Source organism: Arthrobacter zhaoguopingii, assembly GCF_009828605.1.
In the GTDB taxonomy this organism is placed as follows: Bacteria; Actinomycetota; Actinomycetes; order Actinomycetales; family Micrococcaceae; genus Arthrobacter_D; species Arthrobacter_D zhaoguopingii.
The window spans coordinates 42,186-67,703 of record NZ_WIAE01000010.1 but is presented as its reverse complement, the minus strand read 5'-3'; the positions used below and the strand labels follow the sequence as shown (position 1 = coordinate 67,703).

General features: G+C 70.6%; 23 protein-coding genes and 1 riboswitch. Of the genes, 19 read left to right on the top strand and 4 right to left on the bottom strand.

Annotation, left to right across the window (positions count from 1 at the left end; translation table 11 throughout):
- The first annotated feature begins 122 nt into the window (after positions 1-122).
- From ruvA to GVV77_RS13485, 6 genes are all read left to right on the top strand, one after another.
- Entirely contained in the window at positions 123-746 is a 624-nt protein-coding gene (ruvA, locus tag GVV77_RS13510; protein WP_159619190.1) for a Holliday junction branch migration protein RuvA, read from the top strand.
- Positions 746-1,855: a Holliday junction branch migration DNA helicase RuvB gene (gene ruvB / locus GVV77_RS13505; protein ID WP_159619189.1), complete on the top strand. Its 1,110-nt coding sequence runs from the start codon at positions 746-748 to the stop codon at positions 1,853-1,855. Before ruvA ends, ruvB begins: the two co-directional genes overlap by 1 nt.
- Positions 1,856-1,969: 114 nt before the next feature.
- The gene (gene yajC / locus GVV77_RS13500; RefSeq protein ID WP_246199818.1) at positions 1,970-2,446 is read left to right on the top strand and encodes a preprotein translocase subunit YajC; all 477 of its coding nucleotides are present in this window, start codon (positions 1,970-1,972) and stop codon (positions 2,444-2,446) included.
- Positions 2,447-2,534: 88 nt separating this feature from the next.
- Positions 2,535-4,283 (top strand): protein translocase subunit SecD, encoded by a 1,749-nt coding sequence (gene secD / locus GVV77_RS13495; RefSeq protein ID WP_159619188.1) that lies wholly within the window; start codon positions 2,535-2,537, stop codon positions 4,281-4,283.
- The gene (gene secF / locus GVV77_RS13490; protein ID WP_159619186.1) at positions 4,280-5,278 is read left to right on the top strand and encodes a protein translocase subunit SecF; all 999 of its coding nucleotides are present in this window, start codon (positions 4,280-4,282) and stop codon (positions 5,276-5,278) included. The genes secD and secF overlap by 4 nt, the downstream gene beginning before the upstream one ends.
- 110 nt (positions 5,279-5,388) lie before the next feature.
- Positions 5,389-7,857, top strand: a complete 2,469-nt coding sequence (locus tag GVV77_RS13485; protein WP_246199817.1) for a RelA/SpoT family protein — start codon at positions 5,389-5,391, stop codon at positions 7,855-7,857.
- 81 nt (positions 7,858-7,938) lie between these two features.
- On the opposite strand, the gene GVV77_RS13480 is transcribed toward GVV77_RS13485, so the two are convergent.
- Both GVV77_RS13480 and GVV77_RS13475 read right to left on the bottom strand, forming a co-directional pair.
- The gene (locus GVV77_RS13480; protein ID WP_159619184.1) at positions 7,939-8,643 is read right to left on the bottom strand and encodes a hypothetical protein; all 705 of its coding nucleotides are present in this window, start codon (positions 8,641-8,643) and stop codon (positions 7,939-7,941) included.
- A 92-nt stretch (positions 8,644-8,735) separates the two neighbouring features.
- Positions 8,736-10,595: a DUF349 domain-containing protein gene (locus tag GVV77_RS13475; protein ID WP_246199816.1), complete on the bottom strand. Its 1,860-nt coding sequence runs from the start codon at positions 10,593-10,595 to the stop codon at positions 8,736-8,738.
- Between the two features lie 221 nt (positions 10,596-10,816).
- On the opposite strand from GVV77_RS13475, the gene hisS reads away from it, so the two are divergent.
- Positions 10,817-12,148: a histidine--tRNA ligase gene (hisS, locus tag GVV77_RS13470; protein ID WP_159619182.1), complete on the top strand. Its 1,332-nt coding sequence runs from the start codon at positions 10,817-10,819 to the stop codon at positions 12,146-12,148.
- A 155-nt stretch (positions 12,149-12,303) separates the two neighbouring features.
- Here the strand turns inward: hisS and GVV77_RS13465 are convergent, their stop codons facing one another.
- Entirely contained in the window at positions 12,304-13,590 is a 1,287-nt protein-coding gene (locus tag GVV77_RS13465) for an APC family permease (protein ID WP_159619180.1), read from the bottom strand.
- Between the two features lie 183 nt (positions 13,591-13,773).
- On the opposite strand from GVV77_RS13465, the gene aspS reads away from it, so the two are divergent.
- The 9 genes from aspS to hisF all read left to right on the top strand — a co-directional run bounded on the left by aspS (position 13,774) and on the right by hisF (position 22,106).
- Complete coding sequence (gene aspS / locus GVV77_RS13460) at positions 13,774-15,582, top strand: aspartate--tRNA ligase (RefSeq protein ID WP_159619178.1); 1,809 nt, start codon at positions 13,774-13,776, stop codon at positions 15,580-15,582.
- 494 nt (positions 15,583-16,076) lie between these two features.
- Positions 16,077-16,219, top strand: a riboswitch (FMN riboswitch).
- 133 nt (positions 16,220-16,352) lie between these two features.
- Positions 16,353-17,042, top strand: coding sequence for a nicotinamide riboside transporter PnuC (gene pnuC, locus GVV77_RS13455; RefSeq protein WP_159619176.1), 690 nt, complete (start codon positions 16,353-16,355; stop codon positions 17,040-17,042).
- A complete protein-coding gene (ribD, locus tag GVV77_RS13450; RefSeq protein WP_246199815.1) occupies positions 17,039-18,292 on the top strand; it encodes a bifunctional diaminohydroxyphosphoribosylaminopyrimidine deaminase/5-amino-6-(5-phosphoribosylamino)uracil reductase RibD in 1,254 nt (417 codons plus the stop codon). The genes pnuC and ribD overlap by 4 nt, the downstream gene beginning before the upstream one ends.
- Positions 18,293-18,295: 3 nt before the next feature.
- A complete protein-coding gene (locus tag GVV77_RS13445; protein ID WP_159619292.1) occupies positions 18,296-18,922 on the top strand; it encodes a riboflavin synthase in 627 nt (208 codons plus the stop codon).
- Positions 18,919-19,599: a 3,4-dihydroxy-2-butanone-4-phosphate synthase gene (gene ribB, locus GVV77_RS13440; protein ID WP_159619174.1), complete on the top strand. Its 681-nt coding sequence runs from the start codon at positions 18,919-18,921 to the stop codon at positions 19,597-19,599. The genes GVV77_RS13445 and ribB overlap by 4 nt, the downstream gene beginning before the upstream one ends.
- Positions 19,596-20,078, top strand: a complete 483-nt coding sequence (gene ribH, locus GVV77_RS13435; protein ID WP_120169162.1) for a 6,7-dimethyl-8-ribityllumazine synthase — start codon at positions 19,596-19,598, stop codon at positions 20,076-20,078. The genes ribB and ribH overlap by 4 nt, the downstream gene beginning before the upstream one ends.
- 83 nt (positions 20,079-20,161) lie before the next feature.
- Positions 20,162-20,425 carry a phosphoribosyl-ATP diphosphatase gene (locus GVV77_RS13430; RefSeq protein WP_133404667.1) on the top strand — a complete coding sequence of 88 codons (264 nt, stop codon included), beginning with the start codon at positions 20,162-20,164 and terminating at the stop codon, positions 20,423-20,425.
- Between the two features lie 55 nt (positions 20,426-20,480).
- Complete coding sequence (gene hisG, locus GVV77_RS13425; RefSeq protein WP_159619172.1) at positions 20,481-21,326, top strand: ATP phosphoribosyltransferase; 846 nt, start codon at positions 20,481-20,483, stop codon at positions 21,324-21,326.
- 9 nt (positions 21,327-21,335) lie between these two features.
- Positions 21,336-22,106 carry an imidazole glycerol phosphate synthase subunit HisF gene (hisF, locus tag GVV77_RS13420; protein ID WP_120169168.1) on the top strand — a complete coding sequence of 257 codons (771 nt, stop codon included), beginning with the start codon at positions 21,336-21,338 and terminating at the stop codon, positions 22,104-22,106.
- A 55-nt stretch (positions 22,107-22,161) separates the two neighbouring features.
- On the opposite strand, the gene GVV77_RS13415 is transcribed toward hisF, so the two are convergent.
- Positions 22,162-22,806 carry a TIGR03085 family metal-binding protein gene (locus GVV77_RS13415; protein ID WP_159619170.1) on the bottom strand — a complete coding sequence of 215 codons (645 nt, stop codon included), beginning with the start codon at positions 22,804-22,806 and terminating at the stop codon, positions 22,162-22,164.
- 79 nt (positions 22,807-22,885) lie between these two features.
- Here GVV77_RS13415 and hisI point away from each other — a divergent pair, with 79 nt between their 5' ends.
- The 3 genes from hisI to GVV77_RS13400 are packed head-to-tail and all read left to right on the top strand — an operon-like array spanning position 22,886 to position 25,516.
- Entirely contained in the window at positions 22,886-23,347 is a 462-nt protein-coding gene (hisI, locus tag GVV77_RS13410) for a phosphoribosyl-AMP cyclohydrolase (RefSeq protein ID WP_159619169.1), read from the top strand.
- Positions 23,348-23,351: 4 nt separating this feature from the next.
- A complete protein-coding gene (locus tag GVV77_RS13405; RefSeq protein WP_159619167.1) occupies positions 23,352-24,920 on the top strand; it encodes an anthranilate synthase component I in 1,569 nt (522 codons plus the stop codon).
- Positions 24,917-25,516: a Trp biosynthesis-associated membrane protein gene (locus GVV77_RS13400; RefSeq protein ID WP_159619165.1), complete on the top strand. Its 600-nt coding sequence runs from the start codon at positions 24,917-24,919 to the stop codon at positions 25,514-25,516. Before GVV77_RS13405 ends, GVV77_RS13400 begins: the two co-directional genes overlap by 4 nt.
- The last annotated feature ends 2 nt before the right edge of the window (positions 25,517-25,518 follow it).

The following is a 25,518-nucleotide window of genomic DNA, read 5'->3' as shown; positions in this document are numbered from 1 at the left end:
GGCCCACGGACGGCCCGGTGTGGCGTTGCACGCCCGGGGCCCCGGACCGGTAACGTAATAGAAAGTATGTTCGGACGCTGGTTCGGGCGATCGATCCCAACACCTCTCTGGAGCTCCCCGACATGATCAGTTCCCTCCGCGGCACGGTGGCCTCCGTGGGCCTGCAGTCCGCCGTGCTCGACGTTCACGGTTTCGGCATGCAGGTGCAGGCGACGCCGCAGACCCTCGCCACGCTCCGGGTGGGCGGCGAGGCCCAGGTCTTCACCACGATGGTCGTACGCGAGGACTCGATGACCCTCTTCGGCTTCGAGGACGCCGAGCAGCGGGAGGTCTTCGACACGCTGCTGGCCATCAGCGGCGTCGGCCCGCGGCTCGCTCTGGCCGTGCTCGCCGTGCACACACCCGAAGCCATCCGCATCGCCGCATCCTCCGGGGACGACAAGGCCTTCAGCAAGGTGCCCGGCATCGGGCCCAAAGGGGCGCGCAGGATCGTCCTCGAACTCGCCGGCAAGCTGGTGCCCCTCGAAGCGCCCGGCGTGCCGAAGAACACCTGGCAGGGCCAGGTGCTCACCGCCATGATCGGCCTTGGCTGGTCCGAGAAGGACGCCGGGGCCGCCATCGACGCCGCCACCGCCGAGGCGCCAGAGGTCGCGGCCACCGGCGACGTCGCCCAGATCCTCAAGCTCACCCTCCGCCGGCTCGGCTCCGACGGCGCGCGGAGCTCGGCCCGGGCGAAAAGCCTCTGATGGCCACCGCCCAGCAGCCCGGCGACGCCCCGCTGGTCGCGGCCGGATCCGACCCCGAGGACCGCGCTGTCGAGGCTGCGCTCCGGCCGAAGAACCTCGACGACTTCGTCGGCCAGAAACGCGTGCGCCGGCAGCTGTCCCTCGTGCTCGAGGCCTCCCGGCTCCGGGGGCGCAGCGCCGACCACGTGCTGCTCTCCGGCCCGCCCGGGCTGGGCAAGACCACGCTCGCCATGATCATCGCCGCCGAAATGAACGCGCCGCTGCGCATCTCCTCGGGCCCGGCGATCCAGCACGCCGGTGACCTCGCCGCGATCCTTTCCTCGCTCACCGAGGGCGAGGTGCTGTTCCTCGACGAAATCCACCGCATGTCCCGCCCGGCGGAGGAAATGCTCTACATGGCGATGGAGGACTTCCGCGTCGACATCGTCGTCGGCAAGGGCCCCGGCGCGACGGCCATCCCGCTCGACCTTCCCCCCTTCACCCTCGTCGGCGCCACCACCCGGGCCGGGCTGCTGCCCGGGCCGCTGCGCGACCGCTTCGGCTTCACCGGCCACCTCGAGTTCTACTCCACCGACGAGCTCGAACTGGTGCTGCGCCGCTCGGCCATGCTCATGGACATGAAGGTCAACTCGGCCGCCTTCGCCGAGATCGCCGGCCGCTCCCGGGGCACCCCGCGCATCGCGAACCGCCTGCTGCGCCGGGTGCGCGACTGGGCGCTCGTCCACGGCATCGACCTGATCGACGCCGGCAGCGCCGGGGCGGCCCTGGACATGTACGAGGTTGACGAGAAGGGCCTGGACCGGCTCGACCGCTCCGTGCTGACCGCCCTGATCACCAAGTTCAACGGCGGACCGGTGGGCCTGTCGACGCTCGCCATCGCCGTCGGGGAGGAACCGGAGACCGTCGAAACGGTCGCCGAGCCGTACCTGGTGCGCGAGGGCATGCTCGGGCGCACCCCGCGCGGCAGGATCGCCACCGCCGCGGCCTGGCACCACCTCGGGCTGGTGATGCCGCCCTCGGTGGCCGCAGCGATGCCCGAGGACCTCTTCACCGCCGCGCAGGAGGAGGAGGTTTCCGGCGAGGACCCGGCCGGGGACTGGATGACCTGACCCCGCCTGACCGGCCGGGGGCCGGTTTCCCTTTACACTGGGAGGACACGCGGCGTGAGCCGGCTGAATCTGCGCCGGCTGTGCCGACCCCAGTTATAGGAACGGAACTTTTCTGTGTTCGCAAACGTAGTAGCTTCGACCGCCACGGAAGCCGGCGATGCCGCCGGTTCTTCGTTCGACATCTTCAACCTGATCCTGCCGCTCGCGCTGGCGTTTCTGATCTTCTCCATGTTCCGCCGGCAGCGCAAGGCCAAGCAGCAGGTCACCGAGATGCGTTCGCAGATGGAGCCCGGCACCGAGGTGATGACCCAGTTCGGTCTCTTCGGGACCATCGTGTCGATCGACCAGGAGAACAACAAGGCCGTCATCGAACTCTCCCCGGGCAACACGGCCACCGTGCACACCCAGGCCCTGAGCAAGGTCGTCCGGCAGGAGCCGGCAGAGGACCTCGCTGACGAGCCCTCGGTTGCCGCGCCGGACACCATCGCCACCACCGGGGCCGCCGGCACCGGAGGAAGCACCGCCGCTGAAACCCCCGAGGAAACCGTGGCGCGCCTCAACCGCGAGAACAACAGGAACAACGACAACTAGCACGCGGCCCCGGCCCCGGGCAGTCCCGGCGGCCGGGTCCCACCGGCACGGCGCGGACACCGCGCTCCACTCCTAAGGACAATCGACAATGCCACGTACCGGCCCCGGCACGGCAGCCAAACGAACCCTCGTCTGGCTGGGCGTACTTCTTGCTCTGCTCGCCGCGCTGCTGGGCGCCGGCTCCGTCTGGAGCAACGCAAGCTGGACCCCGAAGCTCGCCCTCGACCTCGAGGGCGGCACGCAGCTGATCCTCTCGCCCAAGCTCCAGGGCGGCGGCTCCGAGATCAGCCCCGAACAGCTGAACCAGGCCGTGGAGATCATCCGCCAGCGGGTCGACGGCAGCGGCGTGGCCGAAGCCGAGATCTCCACCCAGTCCGGCCGGAACGTCATCGTCTCCCTCCCGGGGACCCCCGACTCCGAGACCCGTGAGCTGATCCGGGCCTCGGCGCAGCTTGAATTCCGCCCCGTGCTCGCGGGCGGACCGGGCCAGGCGCCCGCCGCGGAGACCCCCACGCCCGCCGACCAGCTGCCCAAGCCCACGGCCGAGCCCACCAACGCCAGCGACCCCAACTGGATCACCCCGGAGATCTTCACCGCGTTCGAGACCCTTGACTGCCTCGACCCCGCCGCGCTTGAGCCGAGGACCGAACCGGCCCCCGCCGACCAGCCGATGGTCGCCTGCGAGCCCGAAACCCAGGGCAAGTACATCCTGGGGCCAGTCGAGGTGCCCGGCACCGACATCGACGGCGCGACCCACGGGCTCGCCCGTGGCCAGCAGGGACAGTCCCTCAACAGCTGGGTCGTCAACATCGACTTCAACGACGACGCCACGAAGGTCTTCCGTGACGTCACCGAGCGGCTCTTCGCAATCGGCCAGGGCGACCCGCGCAACCAGTTCGCCATCGTCCTCGACGGCCGGATCGTCTCCGCCCCGACGACGAACGCCGTGATCCCAGACGGCAACCCGAGCATCAGCGGCAGCTTCACCGAGGAATCGGCCGCCACCCTCGCCGAGCAGCTGAAGTACGGCGCCCTGCCGATCAGTTTCGAGATCCAGAGCGAGCAGCAGATCTCCGCGACCCTCGGCGCCGACCAGCTGCGCCTTGGCCTTATCGCGGGCCTGATCGGCCTGGTGCTCGTGGCCGTTTACTCGATGTTCCAGTACCGTATGCTCGGCCTGGTCACCATCGCCTCGCTCGTCGTGGCCGGCGTGCTGACCTACCTGGCCATCGCGATCCTGGGCTGGACCGAGAACTATCGGCTGTCGCTGGCGGGTGTGGCGGGCCTGATCGTGGCCATCGGACAGACCGCCGACTCCTTCATCGTGTACTTCGAGCGGATCCGCGACGAACTGCGTGAGGGCAGGGGCATGATCTCCGCCGTGGAGAACGGGTGGCGCCGCGCGAAGCGGACGGTGCTCGCCTCCAAGGCGGTCAACCTCCTCGCCGCCCTTGTCCTCTACTTCGTGGCCGTTGGCAACGTCCGCGGCTTCGCCTTCACCCTGGGCCTCACGGCCATCGCGGACCTCATCGTCGTCTTCCTGTTCACCCACCCGGTCCTGCGCCTGCTGGCACGGACCCGGTTCTTCGGGGAGGGCCACAAGTGGTCCGGGCTGGACCCGGAACGGCTGGGCGTGGCGTCGCTCTACCGCGGAGCCGGACGCTTCCGCAGCCCCGCCGAGACGGCCGCCCGGCCGGCCGTGGCAGCCAAGACGAAGAACAAGGCGGCCGCCGGCGAGGCGGAACGCCGCATGACCATTGCCGAGCGTCGCATCGCGGAGCAGCAGAAGGCATTGGCCGGACGCGGCCCCGCCGAAGAGAAAGAAGAAAACCGATGAAGCGCAGCAGCTTCGCCGACTTCGGTAACGAGCTCTATTCCGGCAAGCGGTCCTACCCCTTCGTGGCCAAGCGGAAGCTCTGGTTCATCATCGCCGCAGCCGCCGTGCTCCTCTCCCTGATCATCCCGGTGGTCAAGGGTGGGTTCAACCTGGGCATCGACTTCCGCGGCGGCTCCGAGTTCACCGTCTCCGATACCGAAAACACCGACATTGCGGTGGGGGAGCAGGCGGTCACCGACGTCGTACCCGGGGCCGTCCCGCGGGTCACCAACATCGCGGCCGAGACCATCCGTGTCCAGACCGAGCGGCTCAGCGACGACCAGACGCTGAGCGTGCGGGACAACCTCGTGGAAGCGTACGGCGTGGGGCCCGAACAGGTGACCTCGAGCTTCGTCGGGCCCACCTGGGGCGAGGACGTCAGCCGGCAGGCGCTGATCGGCCTGGTGGTGTTCGTCCTGCTGGCCGCGGTGCTCATGGCCCTGTACTTCCGCACCTGGAAGATGTCGCTGGCCGCCATGAGCGCCCTGGTGGTCGTCATGGTCGTGACCGCCGGCCTGTACTCGCTCAGCGACTTCGAGGTGACCCCCTCGGCGATCATCGGCTTCCTCACGATCCTCAGCTACGCCCTGTACGACACGGTGGTGGTGTTCGACAAGATCCGGGAGAACACCGCGGAGCTCTCCGTGACCTCCAAGCGCACCTTCGCCGAGCAGGTGAACCTCGCGGTCAACCAGACGCTGGTGCGCTCCATCAACACCTCGGTCGTGGCCGTGCTGCCGGTCGCCTCCATCCTGTTCATCGGCGCCTACCTCCTCGGCGCCGGAACGCTTCGGGACCTGTCCCTGGCGCTGTTCATCGGCATCATCCTGGGCACCCTGAGCACCATCTTCATCGCCGCGCCGATGTACGCGTGGCTGCGGCTGAATGAGCCGGAGATCAAGGAGCAGGAAAAGACAGTCCGGCAGCGGCGGGCCCTCGAGGCCGCAAACGCCTGATCCGGAGGTGCCGGCGGTGCAGCTCGTGCGCCGCCGGCACCGCTAGACTTAACGGTGTGCACTCCCGAAGGGCATGAGAGGTAGCCGAAGCGCTGAGGATAAGGGCTGAAATGGCTGAAGCGGTAACACCCGCAGAGCGGTCCACCACCGGCCGGACACCACCGCCGGCCGCTTCGCCGCGTCCTGTTCCCGGTCCGCCGTCCGCCGCTCCGGCCGCCGGACCGAACTGGAGTGCGGCGCCGGTCGCTCCGGCCGCTCCAGCAGCCGCACCGGCCGCTCCAGCAGCCGCACCGGCCGCTCCGTCCCGCCTGCCCGGGTCCGAACCGCCCACCCCCGGCCGCCGCGGGCGCACCCGCGCCCGGATCGCCCGGCTGACCGGGCGCGGCTCGAGCGGCTACTCGCCGGTGCTGGAGCCGCTGCTGCGCACGGTGCGGGCCAACAACCCCAAGGAGGACCTGGACCTCATCCAGCGCGCCTACCTCGTCGCCGAGCGCAGCCACGAAGGCCAGATGCGCAAGAGCGGGGACCCGTACATCACCCACCCCGTGGCCGTCGCGACGATTTTGGCCGAGCTCGGCATGTCGGGGACCACCCTGGCCGCGGCGCTGCTCCACGACACCGTCGAGGACACCGCCTACACCCTCGATGAGCTTCGCCGGGACTTCGGCGCCGAGGTCGCCATGCTCGTCGACGGCGTCACCAAGCTGGACAAGGTCTCCTTCGGTGACGCGGCGCAGGCCGAAACGGTGCGCAAGATGGTCGTGGCCATGGCCAAGGACATCCGGGTGCTCGTCATCAAGCTCGCCGACCGGCTCCACAACGCCCGCACCTGGCGCTTCGTCTCACCCGAATCCTCGGCCCGGAAGGCCCGGGAAACCCTCGAGATCTTCGCCCCGCTGGCTCACCGGCTCGGCATGAACACCATCAAGTGGGAGCTCGAGGACCTTTCCTTCGCCGCCCTCCACCCGAAGGTGTACGAGGAGATCGTGAGGATGGTCGGCGACCGCACCCCCGAGCGCGAGAAGCACCTCAACCTGATCCGCGACCAGATCGACGAAGACCTGCGCGCGGTGAAGATCAAGGCCACCATCACCGGCCGGCCCAAGCACTATTACTCGATCTACCAGAAGATGATTGTCCGGGGGAAGGACTTCGACGACATCCACGACCTCATGGGCGTGCGGGTTCTCGTGGACAGCGTCCGCGATTGTTACGCCACCCTCGGCTCGCTGCATTCGCGCTGGAACCCGCTGCCCGGCAGGTTCAAGGACTACATCGCGATGCCGAAGTTCAACATGTACCAGTCCCTTCACACCACGGTGATCGGCCCCGGCGGCAAGCCCGTCGAGATCCAGATCCGCACCCACGACATGCACCGGCGGGCCGAGTACGGTGTGGCGGCGCACTGGAAGTACAAGAACGGGGCCGGAAAGGCCGCCGAGGCCCCCGACAGCGGAGACCTCGGCTGGCTGCGCAGCCTGGTCGACTGGCAGCAGGAGACGGCCGACCCCAACGAGTTCCTCGACTCGCTGCGCTTCGAGATCAACGCCCGCGAGGTGTTCGTCTTCACCCCGAAGGGCGAGGTGATGGCCCTGCCGGCCGGCTCGACCCCCGTCGACTTCGCCTACGCGGTGCACACCGAGGTGGGGCACCGGACGATCGGCGCCCGCGTCAACGGCAAGCTGGTGCCGCTGAACAGCGAACTGAACCACGGTGACTGGGTCGAAATCTTCACCTCCAAGGCCGAGGGCGCCGGGCCGAGCCAGGACTGGCAGGGCTTCGTCAAGAGCCCTCGGGCCCGGAACAAGATCCGGCAGTGGTTCACGAAGGAGCGCCGCGAGGAGGCCATCGACAAGGGCAAGGACCTGCTCACCCGCGCCATGCGCAAGCAGAACCTGCCCCTGCAGCGGATGATGACCCATACCGCGCTGCTCTCCGTGGCCCAGGAACTCCACCACCAGGACATCGCCGCCCTGTACGCAGCGGTCGGCGACGGGCACACCTCCGCGCAGAACGTCATCGAGCACCTCGTGGCACTCATGGGCGGCCACCAGGAGGCCGAGGAGGACCTGGCCGAGCCCGCGGTCGCCAGCCAGCCGCGCCGGCCCAAGTTCTCCGACTCCGGGGTGACGGTGCGCGGCGTTGGCGACGTCTGGGTGAAGCTCGCCAGGTGCTGCACGCCCGTTCCCCCCGATCCGATCATCGGGTTCGTCACCCGCGGCTCAGGGGTGTCGGTGCACCGCTCGGACTGCCGGAACGTCCAGGAGCTGCGGGACCAGCCGGACCGGATCGTGCCGGTCGAGTGGGCGCCGACCCAGTCCAGCGTGTTCCTCGTGGAGATCCAGGTGGAGGCGCTGGACCGGAAGAGTCTGCTCTCCGACGTGACCCGGGTGCTTTCGGAGAACCAGGTCAACATCCTCGCCGCGAGCGTCAACACCTCCTCGGACCGGGTTGCCATGTCGAAGTTCGCCTTCGAGATGGGTGACCCGAAGTACCTCAACCACGTGCTGGCCGCCGTGCGGCGGATCGACGGCGTATTCGACGTCTACCGGACGACCGGCTCGCAGCGCCGCACCTAGGACCGCCTGCCGCGGGCCCGGCCACCCGGCGCCCGAGACTGCGTGACGGATGCCCGGTGACGGATACCTGACGACGGCTGCCTATGCCCGCCGCCGCGCAGGAGGCGTTCCGTGGGGGGAGGCCTCCCGGACACCCGTGCCGCCGGCCCGCCCGAGGCGGGCGAGGGCACGGGCCTTGCCCGGCACCCTGCGTGTGCTCGCCAGAGCCGCCTCCACCAGCCGCAGGGGACACTCGAGACCCGGCGCGGAGGCCAGGGCGGCCAGGATGTCGATGGCGGTCGCCTCGGGACCGTGGATTGCGATGTCGAGGGCGGTGCGCAGCGGCGTCGTCACCGGCACGCCGCCGACGAGGTTGACGTCGAAGGGCCCCAGCGCCACCTGGTGCATTGTGGTGGCACCGAACGCAGGGACCGCGGTGGTGCGCCGGCGGTGGTCCGTGACCACGCTCAGGAGCGGCGGCGGCGGTGCACACCCGTACACCCAGGCTGCGCACTGGCGGGCCAGCGCCACCCGGCCGCGCAGCGGTCCCGGAAGCGCGTTCGCTGCGGCACAGGCGCGCGCCACCGCATCCTCCGGGCAGTCGGTGCGCCGGTAGGTGTCCCGGTAGACCCGCCGGACCAGGCCGTCGAAGGTCATTCCCTGAAGCTCGACTGCGCTGAAGAAGTCCCCGGCGTGGAAGAGCACGGCCTCACCCAGCGGCTGCCGCACCGCGGGCCCGGCACGCGCCCACGTGTCCCGGACGACCCGGACGGGTGGAACAGCGGAGCCGGTGCTCAGCGGTGACATTGCTCAAGCATTCCGAATTCGGCACGGCAGACAAAAGCCCCCGGGTCCCGATGTGGAAAACCGGGCTCCGGGGGCTTTCGTTCGGACCCGGGTTAGGAGAAGTCCTGGGCCGACCGCTGCAGCATCTCGAGCCACTGCTCGCGGGCGGAGAGGGCTTCCTTCGCGGTGGAGATCCGCTTGGCATCCCCTGCCTTCTCGGCCGCCGCCAGGTCATCCTTCAGTGTGGCGATGGTGGCCTGCAGCTGGCTCAGCGCACTGTTGGTGCGGGCCTTGGTCTCGGGATTCGTCTTGTGCCAGTGCTCGTCCTCGGCCGCCTTGACGGCGTCCTCAACGCGGCGCAGGCCGGCGTCCATCCTTCCGATGTCGGCGCGCGGCACCTTGCCTGCCTCCTCCCAGCGGTCCCGAATCGACTGCAGCGCCTTTTTGGCCGCGGCGACGTCCTTCACCGGCAGAAGCGCGGCGGCCTCCTTCAGGAGGGCCTCCTTGGCCACCAGGTTCGCGCCGTACTCCTCGTCGACCGCTTCGTTGGCCGACTTGCGGGCCTCGAAGAAGCGGTCCTGAGCGGCGCGGAACCGCGCCCACAGGGCGTCGTCGTCCTTGCGGCTGGCCCGCTTCGAGGCCTTCCACTCGTCCATCAGGCGGCGGTATTCGGCAGCCGTTGCACCCCAGTCGGTTGAACTGGAGAGGCTCTCGGCGCGGGCGATCAGCGTCTCCTTGGCTCGCTTGGCCTCGGCGTTGTCGCTGTCCAGCTGGGAGAAGTACGCGCGGCGGTGCCGGTCGAAGATCGTCCGGGCGGAGCGGAACCGCTTCCACAGGGCATCCTCGGTGCCCCGGCCCAGCCGCGGGCCGTTCTTCTGCGCGGCCTTCCACAGCTCGAACAGCTCGTTCATGCGCGTGCTGCTGACCTTCCACTGGACGGTCGCCGGGTCGCGGCCGGCCAGTTCCTCCGCCTCGGCGACGATCGCCTCGCGGGCAGCGAGTTCCTTGGCCTTGAGCTCGTCCTGGACGGCCCGCTCGGCCTTCTCAAGGCCCGAGATGGCCTCGGTCAGCATGTCGATCCGCGCCTCGAGGGCCGCGACGTCGCCGACGAGCTTGTGCTCGGACACCTGGATGCGCAGGTGCTTGGCGGTCTTCAGCATGTCCGCCGACGGCGCCTTGCCCCTGACTCGCTGCTCAAGCAGCGCGACCTGGCTGACGACGTCGTCATACTTCTTCACGAAGTAGGCGAGGGCCTCCTCGCGGGAGGCATCGGGGTACTGGCCGACCGGATGCTCCTCGCCGTTGAGGAGCAGGAAGACGTGTCCGTCATCCTCGACGCGGGCGAACTTCTCCGCCTCGGTCAGCGGAGTGCTGTGCGCCGGGGGGACCGCCAGCGGGGTCTGAGCCTTCTTCAGCGGCCGCGGCGCCATCGCTGTCGGCAGGGGAGCGCGCGGGGCGGCCGGTGCGGCTGGCCTTGCCGGGGCGGCGGCCGGTGCAGGAGCTGCGGGGCTTTCCGCAGCCGGGGCGGCCGGGGTCTCCTGGGCTGGGGTCTCTGGAGCTGACGGGGTGTCCTCGGCTGCCGGGGTGTCCGTAGCGGCCGGCGTCTCCGGAGCTGCCGGGGTGTCCGCAGCGGCCGGCGTCTCCGGAGCTGCCGGAGTGTCGGTGGCCGGGGCTTCTGGAGTTGCCGGAGTGTCCGCAGCTGTCGGTGTCTCCGGAGCTGTCTGGGTGTCGGTGGCCGGGGTCTCACTGTCCGAGGTCACCGCAGCTGCCGGGACGGCTGCTGCGTCGGTTCCCGGTGCTGCCGCGGTCTGCTCCCCGGCGGCCGGGGCGGCGTCGGCTGGACCCACAGCGGCGGGGGTGTCGGCGCTGGCGGTCTCCTCCGCTGGCTCGTCAACGGCGGAATCCACGATGGGGTCCTGGGCCACTGATTCGTCGTTGATGGTCATTTCGTCGGATTGCTGACTGTCTGTCACCGCTATAAGTCTTTCGCTCGATGGATGGCACGGACCGGTCCGCCGCCATTTCGTTCAGAGATAAGGAGTCTATCGTTCCGGGGGCCGCAGGGGTTCCGTGTGTAGCGGTGCACTTCCAGGGGCTTTCACCGCGTTTTCGCGGGGCACCCGGTCAGCCCCTAAAATAAGTGCCGCACCGGTGGAAGCGCCTCCCTGGCTGCATCGATCAAGGAGAAACGCCCATGGCCCGTAAGGCATCACTGTCCGGCTTCCCGGAATGGCTTCCGCAGGAGCGGCTGATCGAGCTGCATGTGCTTGACACCCTGCGCCGCGTGTTCGACCTCCACGGCTTCTCCAACATCGAAACCCGGGCCGTTGAGACCGTTGACCAGCTGCTGCGTAAGGGCGAGATCGACAAGGAGGTTTACGCCGTCTCCCGCCTGCAGGCCGACGAGGCCTCCGCATCCGAGGCGGGCCTGGCCCTTCACTACGACCTCACCGTGCCGTTCGCCCGCTACGTCGTCGAGAACGCCGGCCACCTCGCCTTCCCCTTCCGCCGGTCGCAGATCCAGAAGTGCTGGCGCGGGGAGCGCCCGCAGGAGGGGCGGGCCCGGGAGTTCACCCAGGCCGACATCGACGTCGTCGGCGACGGTGTCCTGCCGTTCCGGTACGACGTCGAACTGGCACTGGTGGTCGTCGAAGCGCTTGGCGCGCTGCCGATTCCCGACTTCACGCTGCGGGTCAATAACCGCAAGCTCGCCGAGGGGTTCTACCGTGGCATCGGGCTCACCGATACGGCCTCGGTGCTGCGTAGCATCGACAAGCTTGAGAAGATCGGCGTCGCCAAGGTGGGGCAGCTGCTGCGTGAGGAGCTCGGCGCCACCGACGCCCAGGTCGACGCCGCCCTCGCCCTTGCCGCGATCCGCACCCCGGATACGTCCTTCGTGGCCCAGGTCAGGGCGCTCGGTGTGTCCGACGACTTGCTGGAGGAAGGGCTGACCGAGCTTGAGCAGGTCATCGCCGAGGCGTCCAAGCGGGCGCCGGGGCGCGTCGTGGCGGACCTGAGCATCGCCCGTGGCCTCGATTACTACACCGGCACCGTGTACGAGACCGTCCTCAACGGCCACGAAAGCCTCGGCTCCATCTGCTCCGGCGGGCGCTATGACAGCCTCGCGGCGAAGGGCAACCGCACCTTCCCCGGCGTCGGGCTGTCCATCGGCGTCACCCGGATCGTCTCGCGGATCCTCAGCCAGGACTTCGCGGCCCCCTCCCGGCAGGTTCCCACGGCCGTCCTGGTGACCCTTGCCGATGAGGACTCCTGGTCGGCCGCGCAGGACGTCGCCGCGTCCCTGCGGGCCCGGGGCATCTCGGCCGAGGTGGCTGCCAGCGCCGAGAAGTTCGGCAAGCAGATCAAGTTCGCCGACCGCCGCGGCATCCCCTTCGTCTGGTTCACCGCTGCCGACGGCACCCACGAGGTCAAGGACATCCGCTCTGGGGCGCAGGAGGCCGCCGATCCGGATTCGTGGACGCCGCCGGCCGAAGACCTGGTCCCGCAGGTGCTGCGGGTCTCCTAGGGCGGCCGCCGCACCCGAAAACGACAGGAACGCCCGAAAACGACAGGTACGCCCGAAAACGACAGGCGAGCCCGTTATTTCCGGTCCGAACGTCGCTTTCGGGCGCGTTTTCCGCCGTCGGGACATTCTCTCCGGAAGGTCGGCCCGCGGCCGGGTCAGCCGCGGGCGGAACGCCGGTTCCGCCGCCAGAGCACGACGGCGCGGCCTCCAACGCCGACCGCGAGGATCGCCGTCATGGTCAGCACCGACGCCCCGGGCAGCGTGAACGCGAGCAGCAGGCACCCCGCGGCACCGACGACGTTGAGGATCTTCGGGGCGTACCACTGGCGCTCGGCGAGGGTGAAGGCCGCCGCATTGGCCACCGCGTAGTACAGCAGCACGCCGAAGCTCGAGAAACCGACGACGGTGAGCACATCCGTCGTCAGCAGCAGGACAATCACGACGGCGGCGGTTGCGGTATCCGCCGCCCACGGCACCCCGAACCGGGACCAGATCCCGGCGAGGGCCCGGGGCAGGTCGCCCTCCCGGGCCATGGCGAGTGTCGTGCGGCCCACCCCGGCGATGAGCGCCAGCAGGGCACCAAGGCTCGCCAGGGCGGCGGCGAGCGTCACGGCCAGCACCGCGGTTCCGGCGGCGCTCCCCCCGGGCCCGCCGCCGGCAGCACCGGCCGCGAGGACGGCGTCGCGCAGGGGTGCCGCGAAATCGCCCAGCGGCCCGGCGCCCAGGGCCGTGAGCAGCGCGGCGGCGAGGACGAGGTAGAGCACGAGCGTGAACCCGAGGGCACCGAAGATCGCCCGGGGAATGTTCTTGCCGGGCTCGCGCACCTCCTCGCCCATAGTGGCGATGCGGGCATACCCGGCGAACGCGAAGAACAGCAGGCCGGCCGCCTGAAGCACGCCCCACGGCCCTCCGGCCGGTGGCGTCCACGGCTGCGGTGCCGTCGGTCCGGCGAAAGCCACGACGGCGGCAAAGGCCAGGACCGGCACCACCAGGGCGACGACCGCCCGCGTCATCAGGGCGGTGCGGGTGACGCCGAGCAGGTTGACCGCCGTCAGCCCCACGACGGCGGCAACCGCGGCCGGAGTCTCGCACCCGGGGGCGGCGTACAGCCCGAAGGTGAAGGCCATGGCGGCGCAGGAGGCCAGCTTGCCCGTGACGAAGCTCCAGCCGGCGATGAAGCCCGGCCACGGCCCCAGCTGGCGCCTGCCGTAGATGTAGGTGCCGCCGCTCGAGGGGTGCACGGTGGCCAGGGCGGCACTGGCGGCGGCGTTGCAGTAGGCGATTAATCCGGCCAGGACGACGGCCGCGGGAAGCAGGCTGCCTGCCGCCGCCGCGGCCGGGCCGAAGACGACGAACACGCCGGCACCGATCATCGACCCGATTCCAACGGTCGTGGCGTCGAATCCGCCCATTGAACGCCGCAGCCCCGGAACGTTGCTCATCTTCAGTGCCCTCTCGTGGGATGCGGCCCGGTGGCCGCCGGACCGCCGTGCCGGGCAGGACCGCCGGTCAGGGGTGCGGCTGCTGGCCGGGACGGCCGCGGTGGACCGGTAAACTCGGACACGTTTGATCTAACACTAAGCAGGTGAAGCTCCGCCTGCGGTACTTCGGTAGGAAGGAATGCTGTGCTGCGCACGCATGAACTCGGCTCGCTCGGATCCGGGCATATTGGACAGACCGTCACCCTGACCGGCTGGGTGGCCCGGCGCCGGGACCACGGCGGCGTCGCCTTCCTTGACCTCAGGGACGCCTCAGGCGTGGCCCAGGTCGTCGTCCGCGAGGAGGAGGTCTTTTCCACCCTGCGCAACGAGTACGTCCTGCAGATCACCGGCACCGTGCAGAAGCGGCCCGAGGGCAATGAGAACCCCGCCCTGGCCACCGGTGAGATCGAGGTGATGGCCGATCAGGTCGTCGTCCTCAACACCGCCGATCCGCTGCCGTTCCAGATCGACGAGCACGTCGAGGTCGGCGAGGAGGCGCGCCTGAAGCACCGCTACCTCGACCTGCGCCGCCCAGCGCCCCAGAAGAACCTGCGCCTGCGCTCCGAAGCCAGCCGGGTGGCCCGCGAACTGCTTCACGCCGACGGCTACGTCGAAATTGAAACCCCGACCCTCACCCGCTCCACCCCCGAGGGTGCGCGCGACTTCCTGGTGCCCGCCCGTCTGGCCCCCGGTTCCTGGTATGCCCTGCCCCAGTCGCCCCAGCTGTTCAAGCAGCTGCTGCAGGTCGGCGGGTTCGAGAAGTACTACCAGATCGCGCGCTGCTACCGCGACGAGGACTTCCGCGCCGACCGCCAGCCCGAGTTCACCCAGCTGGACATTGAGGCGAGCTTCGTCGAGGAGGACGACATCATCGCCCTCGGCGAGCAGCTGATCACCCGGCTGTGGAAGCTCATCGACGTCGAAATCCCGACCCCGATCCGCCGGATGACCTACGCCGACGCCATGGCCAAGTACGGCTCCGACAAGCCCGACCTGCGGTTCGGGCTCGAACTCACCGAGCTCACCGAGTTCTTCAAGGACACCGGCTTCGGCGTCTTCAAGGCACCCTACGTCGGCGCCGTCGTCATGCCCGGGGGAGCCTCCCAGCCCCGCCGCACACTCGACGCCTGGCAGGAATTCGCCAAGCAGCGCGGCGCCAAGGGCCTCGCGTACGTCCTGATCGACGACGACGGCAGCCTGCGCGGACCGGTGGCTAAGAACCTCAACGACACCGAACGCGAGGGCCTCGCCGCCGCGGCCGGGGCGAACCCGGGTGACTGCATCTTCTTCGCCGCCGGAGAGAAAACCTCCTCCCGCGCCCTGCTCGGCGCCGCGCGCGTCGAGATCGGCCACCGGACCGGGCTGATCAAGGACGGCGACTGGGCCTTCGTCTGGGTGGTCGACGCCCCCATGTTCGAACCCGCCTCGGCCGCCGTGGCCGCGGGCGACGTCGCCGTCGGCGCCGGCGCCTGGACCGCGGTGCACCACGCGTTCACCTCGCCCAAGCCCGAGTTCATGGACACCTTCGACACCGATCCCGAGAACGCGCTGGCGTACGCCTACGACATCGTCTGCAACGGCAACGAGCTCGGCGGCGGCTCCATCCGTATCCACCGTCGCGACGTGCAGGAGCGCGTCTTCGCCGTCATGGGTTTGAGCGCCGAGGAAGCCCAGGAGAAGTTCGGGTTCCTGCTCGAAGGCTTCAAGTACGGCGCGCCTCCCCACGGCGGCATCGCCCTGGGCTGGGACCGGGTCGTCTCCCTGCTCGCCGGCACCGACTCGATCCGGGACGTCATCGCGTTCCCGAAGTCCGGCGGCGGGTACGATCCGCTGACCGCCGCTCCGGCGCCGATCACGCCGCAGCAGCGCAAGGAAGCCGGGGTGGACGCCCGTCCCAAGTCGGCCGAACCGTCGAAGCCGGCCGAGGGGAAGCCCGCACCGGCGGAGGCCTAGTTCCGGTCCCTAGGGCCAGCCCACTCGATTCCGCAGCTCACCACGTTTTCGGCCCCCGAAGCGTGGTGAGCTGCAGTTTCGGTGGGCATTCCTGCGTCCGGCCGCCGCCCGCCGTCGCCTGCCGTCGCCCGCCGTCGCCCGCCGTCGCCCCTCGCCTCGCCGAGTATGCAGTTCACCACGTTGTGCGGCCGGGGAAGCGTGGTGAGCTGCAGTTTCAGTGGGGAGGGGGAGTGGGGACTCGTTGCGGCCCTCGAAGGCGCCCGCAGGACCCCCGGCGTACCCGCATTCCGCCCGTCACGGGTGTGCCGTTTGCCACATCTCCACGTCGGAAAAGGGGGAGCGCTGCCGTTTCGGGATGTAAGAGGGTGGAAGGCGGCCGGATTCGCGCGGTTTTTCCGGCTTCACCGGCCGCGGTCCGTCGGAACCCCCCGGCCGGTGATCGCCGGGAGGGAAATAACGCGGCCAGGTCGCGCGTTGTGGAAGAATCATACAAGTACGTGCTCCGGGGTCGGTGTAATTCCGAACCGGCGGTTATAGTCCGCGACCCGGTGGTGACTGCGCATCCGCGCGGGAGCCCTCGGTTGAGCCGGTGAAATTCCGGCACCGACAGTTAAAGTCTGGATGGGAGAAGCACGAACAGCAGGACGTCGCGGATGCGTCCCCTCCTTGGGGGACCATGCCGCGGAGGTCCACGCTGGCGGCTCCGCCGCGCGTGGCCTGAGTCCTTCCAGCTGTCGTCACCCCGAGCCGTTGAGACGGTTAGGAACGACATGGATCTAATTCAGTGGCTCTTCGAAGCCCGCATCCCCGTAGGCAGCAGTTCCCTCCTGCTGCGTGAGGTCATCGGAAACGTTTTCGGTCTGCTCAGCGTCCTTGGCGGCATGCGCCGGCGCGTCTGGGCCTGGCCCGTCGGCATCGTGGGCAATGTCCTGCTCCTGACCGTCTTCCTCGGCTCTGCCTTCGGCGGAGCCGGCACCGTTGACCTCCTCGGCCAGGCCGGCCGCCAGGTCATGTTCATCGCCGTCTCGGTCTACGGCTGGCGCCAGTGGCAGGCAGGCCGGCAGGCCGCCGGTTCGGCCGTCACCCCCCGCTGGGCCTCCGGCCGGGCGCGCATCGGGCTGGTCGCCGGGATGATCCTCGGCACCGTGGCTCTCACTCCGGTGTTCCGTGCCCTGGGCTCGTACGAGCCGGTGTGGGCCGACGCCTGGACCTTCGTCGGCTCGCTGCTGGCCACCTTCGGCATGGCCAAGGGCTGGGTCGAATTCTGGCTGATCTGGGTCGCCGTCGACATCGTCGGTGTTCCCCTGCTCTTCAGCGCCGGCTACTACGCAAGCGCCGTCATGTACCTGATCTACGGCGCCTTCACGATCATTGGCTTCGCCGTGTGGACCCGCGAGCGCCGGCGGGCGGAGGCCCGGCTGGTGTCCGCGGTCGATGCCCCGGTGAAGCAGGCACTGTGACGCCAGCAGCACAGGATCCGCAGGCGCTGGATCCGGCCGGGGTGAACCCGGCCGAGGTCCGCGCCATGGACCGCGCCCTCGAACTCGCTGCACAGGGAGTGCGGGGGGCCAACCCCCTGGTCGGCGCGGTCGTGCTCAGCCCCGAGGGGCAGGTGCTCGGCTCCGGGTATCACCGCGGGGCCGGTACGCCCCACGCCGAGGTCGCCGCCCTGGCCGACGCCCGCTCCCGCGGCGCGGATCCGGCCGGCGGCACCATGGTGGTCACCCTCGAGCCGTGCAACCACCAGGGACGCACCGGACCCTGCTCCGCGGCCATCCACGAGGCGGGCATCCGCAGGGTGGTCTTCGCCGCCCCCGACCGCACGGCCCAGGCCGCCGGAGGCGCGCGCTGGCTGCAGGACCACGGCATCGAGTGCGACGGCGGCCTCCGCCAGGCGCAGTCGGAACACCTCAACGGCCGGTGGCTGCGCGCCACCGCCGAATCGCGGCCGTTCGTCACCCTGAAGACCGCGTCGAGCCTCGACGGCCGGGTCGCGGCGGCCGACGGCACGAGCCAGTGGATCACCGGCAGCCGGGCCCGCGCCGACGGCCACGCCATCCGGGCGAGGGTCGACGCCGTGCTCGCCGGCACCGGCACGGTGCTCGCCGACGACCCGCGCCTGACCGCAAGGCCGGTCCCGACGGACGAGGCCGGAGCGGCCGGAGACGCCGGCAGCCCGCCCCCGGCCCAGCCGCTGCGCGCCGTGATGGGACTGCGCCCGGTACCCCAGGACGCCGCCGTGCGCGGACCGGGCTTCCTCCAGCTGGCCACCCACGATGTCCCCACGGCCCTGGCCGAACTGCACGGCCGCGGCGTCCGCCACGTCCTCGTCGAGGGAGGCCCCGGAATCGCCGGGGCGTTCCTGGCGGCGGGGACCGTGGATGAGCTGGTCAGCTACATCGCGCCGGTGGTGCTGGGGGAGGGGACGCCGATGTTCCCGCCGGTCGGCGTGCCGACGCTGGCCGCCGCGCACCGGTGGGTCCCCGACCCGGCCGGCGGCGGCGCCGTCACCCAGCTCGGGCCGGACGTGCGCCTGCGCCTGCGCCCCGCCGACGGGGATGACGGTGACGCCGGTGACGGCACCGCAGCCGACCGCACCGCCGCCGCAAGCATCACCCCCGCAAGTACCACCGCCGCCGCATCTACCTCCGCTGGCACCGCGACCGGCATACCGGTAAACCCGTCCACCCCCCAGCACAACCAGGAGTAAGCCATCTTCACCGGAATCGTTTCAGAACAGGGACGCGTCGTCTCCCTCGACCTCGCCGCCGACGGGGAAAGCGCGGTGCTCGTCTTCGAGGCCGCCGCCACTGGCACCGACCTGACCCCGGGTGCTTCGATCGCCGTCAACGGGGTCTGCCTCACGGCGGTTCAGCTCGACGGCGCCCGGGTGGCGGTCGATGTCATGGGCGAGACCCTGCGCCGCACCACCACCGGCGCCCTCACGCCGGGGGCAGCGGTGAACCTCGAACGCTGCGTCCCCGCCGGAGGCCGGCTCGACGGGCACGTCGTCCAGGGCCACGTCGACGGTCTCGGCGTGCTGCGCGAACGCGAGGACCTCGGGGCGTGGCACCGCCTCCGCTTCTCGCTGCCGGCACCCTTGGCCCGCTATGCGGCCGAGAAGGGTTCAATCGCGATCGACGGCGTCTCCCTGACTGTCACCGCGGTCAGCGCCCCCGAGGAGCAGGACCCGTGGTTCGAGGTGGGCCTGATCCCCACCACCCTCGCGGAGACCGGCCTCGGCACCAAGGTGCCCGGAGACCCGGTCAACCTGGAGATGGACGTGCTGGCCAAGTACACCGAACGCCTGCTCGGCTTCGCCCGCGGAGCGACGACGTGACCTTCGGAGCCGCCACGGTGCGGCTCGACGGGATCGACGAGGCGGTCGCGGCCATCGCGGCCGGGGGAGCCGTCGTCGTGGTCGATGACGCCGACCGCGAAAACGAAGGCGACATCATCTTCGCCGCCGAATCGGCAACCCCTGCGCTGATGGGCTGGACCATCCGGTACACCTCGGGCGTGCTGTGCGTTCCGCTCGAGCAGGCGGCCGCGGACCGCCTGAACCTGCCGCCCATGACCGCGGTCAACGAGGACGCCAAGGGCACCGCCTACACCGTCTCCTGCGACGCGGCGGCCGGTGTCACCACCGGGATCAGCGCCGCCGACCGGGCCCGCACCGCCCGCGTGCTCGCCGACCCGGCCAGCTCCGCCGGAGACCTCACCCGCCCGGGCCACGTCTTCCCGCTGCGGGCCGCGCCCGGCGGGGTACTCCAGCGCCCCGGCCATACGGAGGCGGGGATCGACCTGTGCAAGCTGGCAGGCATGCAGCCGGCCGCGGTCATCTCCGAGCTGGTCCACGACGACGGCGGCATGATGCGCCTGCCGGCCCTGCGGGCCTTCGCCGACGAGCATTCCCTCCCCCTGATTTCCATCGAGGACCTGGCCGTTCACCTGCGGTCCGCGGCCAACACCGCGCCGTCCCCAACCCCTACAGAAACACCAAGGAGAACCCCATGAGCGGCCACGGAGCACCGGTTATCGACATCAGCGGCGTCAGCACGCAGGAGGCCCCGCTGAAACTGGCGGTCATCGCGGCGAGCTGGCACACCGAGATCATGGACGGGCTGCTCGACGGCGCCCGCCGCGCCGCTGCGGAGGCCGGCGTGGAGACCACCGAGGTGCGGGTCCCGGGCAGCTTCGAACTGCCGGTGGCAGCGGCGCGGATGGCACCGCACTTCGACGCCGTCGTCGCGCTCGGAGTCGTCATCCGCGGCGGCACCCCGCACTTCGAGTACGTCTGTTCCGCGGCCACCGACGGCCTCACCGAGGTCAGCGTGCGCACCGGCGTGCCCGTCGGCTTCGGCGTGCTCACCTGCGACACCGAGCAGCAGGGCCTGGACCGCGCCGGGCTGCCCGGGTCCAAGGAGGACAAGGGCCACGAGGCGGTCACGGCGGCCCTCGCCGCTGCGGCCGCCCTGCGCCCCTGGAAGATGTAAGCGCGGCCCCGGGGGCGGAGGTTTTTGTCACACCCCGCCCCCCGGATGCGGAACCCGGCGGGGAACCCAGTAACGTTGGCATGGTGAAAACCTTTGATTCCCTCTTCGAGGAGCTCAGCGCGAAGGCCACAGCCCGCCCCGCCGGGTCCAAGACCGTGGCCGAACTTGACTCCGGCGTCCACGGAATCGGCAAGAAGGTCGTCGAGGAAGCCGCCGAAGTGTGGATGGCCGCCGAGTACGAGTCGAACGAGAATGCCGCCGAAGAGATCTCCCAGCTGCTCTACCACCTGCAGGTCCTTATGCTCGCCAAAGGCCTGACGCTCCAGGACGTCTACAAGCATCTGTAGCCGCACCGCGGCGCTGATCCCAGACCCTCATCCTCTTCGAGCGAAAGACTCCCCAATGCTTCGAGTAGCAGTTCCCAACAAGGGCGCGCTGTCCGAATCGGCAACCGCCATGCTGGCCGAGGCCGGCTACCGCCAGCGCCGCGATCCGCGCGAGCTGGTCCTGGTCGACCCGGACAACGACATCGAATTCTTCTTCCTCCGCCCCCGCGACATCGCCGTCTACGTCGGCTCAGGCACCCTCGACGTCGGCATCACCGGCCGCGACCTGCTGCTCGACGCGCAGGTCAAGGCCGAGGAGCTCCTGCAGCTCGGCTTCGGTGCCTCCACCTTCCGCTTCGCCGGGCCGGTGGGCGATTTCTCCTCCCTCGAGGAGCTCGCCGGTAAGCGCCTGGCCACCAGCTACGACGGGCTGCTGCGGGACTACCTCACCGAGCGGGGCGTGGACGCCACCGTGGTCCGCCTCGACGGCGCCGTGGAGTCCTCGGTCCGCCTCGGGGTGGCCGACGCCATCGCCGACGTCGTCGAAACCGGGAGCACCCTCAAGGCCGCCGGGATGGAGATCTTCGGCGAGCCCATCCTGCGCAGCGAGGCGGTGCTGATCGGCCGGGCCGAGGGCGAGGCGCCCGCCGGGCTCGACGTCCTCCTGCGCCGGCTGCAGGGCGTGCTCGTGGCCCGCCAGTACGTGATGATGGACTACGACATCCGCAAGGAACTCGTCGACGAGGCCGCCGCCCTCACCCCGGGCCTGGAGTCGCCCACCATCTCCCCGCTGCGTGACTCCGACTGGGTCGCCGTGCGCTCCATGATCAAGCGCAACCAGACCAACCAGGTGATGGATGAGCTCTACGAGTTGGGCGCGCGCGCCATCCTCGTCAGCACCATCCACGCCTGCAGGATTTAGGGGGCTTCCATGGCTGTCGCAATCCGAGTCATCCCCTGCCTCGACGTCGACGCCGGCCGCGTGGTGAAAGGCGTGAAGTTCGAGGACCTCCGCGACGCCGGCGACCCGGTGGAGCTGGCGCACCGATACGACCGAGCCGGGGCGGACGAACTGACCTTCCTCGACGTCACCGCGTCCTCCTCCCAGCGGGAGACCACGTTCGACGTCGTCGGCCGCACCGCCGAGGAGGTCTTCATCCCGCTGACCGTCGGCGGAGGGGTCCGCAGCACCGCCGACGTCGACCGGCTGCTGCGCTACGGCGCCGACAAGGCCTCGATCAACACGGCCGCGGTGGCCGAGCCGGCCCTCATCGACGACATCACCCGGCACTTCGGCTCCCAGGTGCTGGTCCTCTCCCTCGACGCGCGCCGCACGCGGGACACGCAGACGCCGTCGGGCTTCGAGGTGACCACGCACGGCGGGCGCACCGGCACCGGGATCGACGCCGTCGCCTGGGCGCGGGAAGCCGCCGACCGCGGGGTCGGGGAGATCCTGCTCAACTCGATCGACGCCGACGGCACCAAGGACGGGTTCGACCTCGAACTGATCCGCGCGGTCCGCGCGGCGGTCGGGGTGCCGCTGATCGCCTCGGGCGGCGCGGGCGCACCGGAGCACTTCCCGCCGGCCGTGGCGGCCGGGGCCGATGCGGTGCTGGCGGCCTCGATCTTCCACTTCGGGCCTCCCGACGCCATCGCGCAGGTCAAGAAGGCCATCCGGGACGCCGGGTACCCCGTCCGCTAGGACCCCGGGCGGTTGCCGGCGGGCCGGGAACCCGGGACCGTCAGACCGGGATCCGTCAGGGCCCGACGTCGGCGCTTTCGAGCAGCGCGACGGCGTCGGGCCGGCCCTCGAAGGTGACCAGCGCCTGCCGCCGCCGTCCGTGGGCGTGGAGGAGCAGTTCGGAGGGTTCGCCGACGATCGCCACCGACACCGGCGCGCGGCGCGCCACGTGGCGGGGCCCGTCGGGGCGCACCAGCACGACACCCACGTCCACGCCCCGGTAGAGCAGGGCGGCGCGCTTGATCAGCTCGGTCCACAGCGTCGATGAGTACCCCTCATCGAGGGCCCGCGGCGCCCACCGGCTTCCGGCCCGCCGCACATCCTCGGTGTGGACGAAATACTCGACGAGGTTCGCGTTCCGGGCGATCCCGCCGATCCGCAGGGGCGACAGCGCGGGAGGGCCGGCCCGGAACTTCTCCACCAGGGCGGCGTAGTCCTCGGGGGCCGCCGCGGCCTCGGCCGTCCTGCGCACCGCCCGGTCCGCGGCCGGCGCCAGCGGCTTCACCATCAGGCCCAGCCCGTGGGCCGGCCGGTGCTCCCGCAGGTAGAGGTGGGCCGCGAGTTCCCGGGTCCGCCACCCGTCGCAGAGCGTAGGGGAGTCAGGGCCTGCCGCCATCAGCGTTTCGGCCAGAACCTCGCGGGACGGAGTTACGTAGCGCATCACTGGAAAAGCTAGCATGAAGCGGCCTCCGTGGGGACGCTGCGCGGGGCGCGTTGGCGCGGCACTAGAATTGGTTCCGATGTCTTCTCCACAGTCCGGCCCCCCGACCGCCGCGGACCCCGCCCTCCGCCTCGACCCCGGTGTCGCCGCCGCGCTCAAGCGCGACGACGCCGGACTCGTCGCCGCCATCGTGCAGCAGCACGACACCCTCGAGGTGCTCATGCTCGGATGGATGGACGAGGAGGCCCTGCGGCGCACCCTCACCACCGGCCGCGTCACCTTCTACTCCCGTTCCCGCCGGGAGTACTGGCGCAAGGGGGACACCTCCGGACACACGCAGTGGGTGAAGTCGGTGTCCCTCGACTGCGACGGCGACGCCCTGCTCGTGGCCGTCGACCAGGTCGGCGCGGCCTGCCACACCGGCACCCGCACCTGCTTCGACGGCCGGGAACTCGACGCCGTGACCGGCAGCAGGGACGACGCCGTCGACGCCGGAAGCAGCGCCGACGGAAGCAGCGCCGACGGAAGCAAGGAAGGCTAGGCGGATGCAGCAGCTCGGAACGATCAGCCCCACCCTCGAGGAGTTCCGCCGCCTGGCCGCGGACCGCCGGGTCATTCCGGTCTCAGTGAAGGTCCTGGCCGATGCGCACACGCCCATTGGGGTGTACCGGAGGCTGGCCGACGGCCGGCCGGGCACCTTCCTGATGGAGTCGGCCGCCGGCGGGGGAGTCTGGTCACGGTATTCGTTCATCGGCTCCAAGTCCCGGGCCACCCTGACCTCCCGCGGCGGCGAGGCCCACTGGCTGGGCGAACCTCCCGCCGGGGTGCCCACCTCGGGCAGCCCCGTGGAGGCGGTCCGGCTGACCGTCGAGGCGCTGCGCACCGAACGCTTCCCCGGGCTTCCCCCTTTCACCTCCGGCCTCGTTGGATTCGTCGGCTGGGAAGCGGTCCGGCACTGGGAGCGACTGACCAGCCCGCCCGAGGACGACCTCAACCTTCCCGAACTGGCCATGTGCCTCGTCACCGACATGGCCATCCACGACAACTCGGAAGGCTCCCTCACCCTCGTCGCCAACGCCATCAACTTCGACGACTCCGACGAGCGGGTGGACGAGGCCTGGCACGACGCCGTGGCGCGCATCGAGCGCATGCTCGCCGCCCTCGCCGAGCCCGCCGACCAGCCGGTCTCCGTGCTCGACGCCGCACCCGCGGCGGAACTGATGCAGCGGGTCCGCGAACGCTGGGACGAACCGCTTTACCTTTCGGCCATCGAGCGCGGAAAGCAGGCGATCGTCGACGGCGACGTCTTCCAGGTGGTGATCTCGCGCCGCTTCGAACTCGACTGCGACGCCTCGGCGCTCGACGTGTACCGGATCCTGCGCACCACCAACCCGAGCCCCTACATGTACCTCTTCAGCCTTGAGGACGCCGACGGCAGGGAGTACTCGATCGTCGGGTCTTCGCCCGAGGCCCTGGTCACGGTCACCGGGGACGAGGTCATCACCCACCCGATCGCCGGATCGCGCCCCCGCGGGGCCGGCCCGGAGGAGGACCGGGCGCTGGCGGAGGAGCTGAGGGCCGACGATAAGGAAAAGGCCGAACACCTCATGCTCGTGGACCTGGCCCGCAACGACCTCTCGAAGGTCTGCCGGCCGGGCAGCGTCGACGTCACCCAGTTCATGGAGATCGAACGGTTCAGCCACATCATGCACCTGGTCTCCACCGTCGTCGGGCGCCTCGCCCCGGGCCGGAGCGCCTACGACGTCCTCGCGGCCACCTTCCCCGCCGGAACCCTCTCCGGGGCGCCCAAACCGCGGGCCCTGCGCCTGATCGATGAGCTCGAACCCCATCGGCGGGGCATCTACGGCGGCGTCGTCGGCTACCTCGACTTCGCCGGCGACATGGACCTGGCCATCGCCATCCGCTCCGCCCTGCTGCGTGACGGCCGGGCGTTCGTGCAGTCCGGCGGCGGCATCGTCGCCGACTCCGTCCTGGCCGACGAGGCCCTCGAAACCGTCAACAAGGCCGCCGCCCCGCTCCGGGCCGCCCTGGCCGCCTCCGGCCTCCGTCCGGCCGGCAGTTCCGTTCCCGTCTCTCCGGCGGCCGGGCGATGAGCGCCGACCGGCCCCCGCGGGGACAGCGCCGCGGGACGGTGGTGCTGGTGATCGTGGCGGTGGCGCTGCTGGCCTTCGGCACCACCACCCAGACCTGGCTCGAGGTGCGCCTGCCCAGGGAGGCGGTGCAGACCCCTGATCTCGCCGTCCCCGGCAGTGAGGCCGCCACCCCGGTGAGCGCCTTCGCGCTGGTGGCCCTGGCCGCCGCCCTGGCCGTCTCCATCGCCGGACGGGTGGCCCGGTGGTTCGTGGCGGCGATCCTGCTCATCGCCGGCGGAGGCATCCTCCTGACCAGCATCCGCATCGCGCTCGACCCCGCCGCGGCCGCCGCCCCCGCCATCGGTGAGGCCATCGGCATCAGCGGCGGCGCCGGCGCCACGGCCGCCGCCACCGCCCTGCCCTGGCTGGCCGCCGGCAGCGGGCTGCTCCTGGCCGCCGCAGCGGTCTGGGTGGCCCTGGCGGGCCGGCACTGGGAGCGGGCCCGGCGCTACGAGAGGACCACCGGGCCGGCTCCGGCGGCCCGGGCGGCGTCGTCCCACGCTACGGACATCGACAGCTGGGACCGGCTCACGCACGGGGAGGACCCGACCCGCTGACT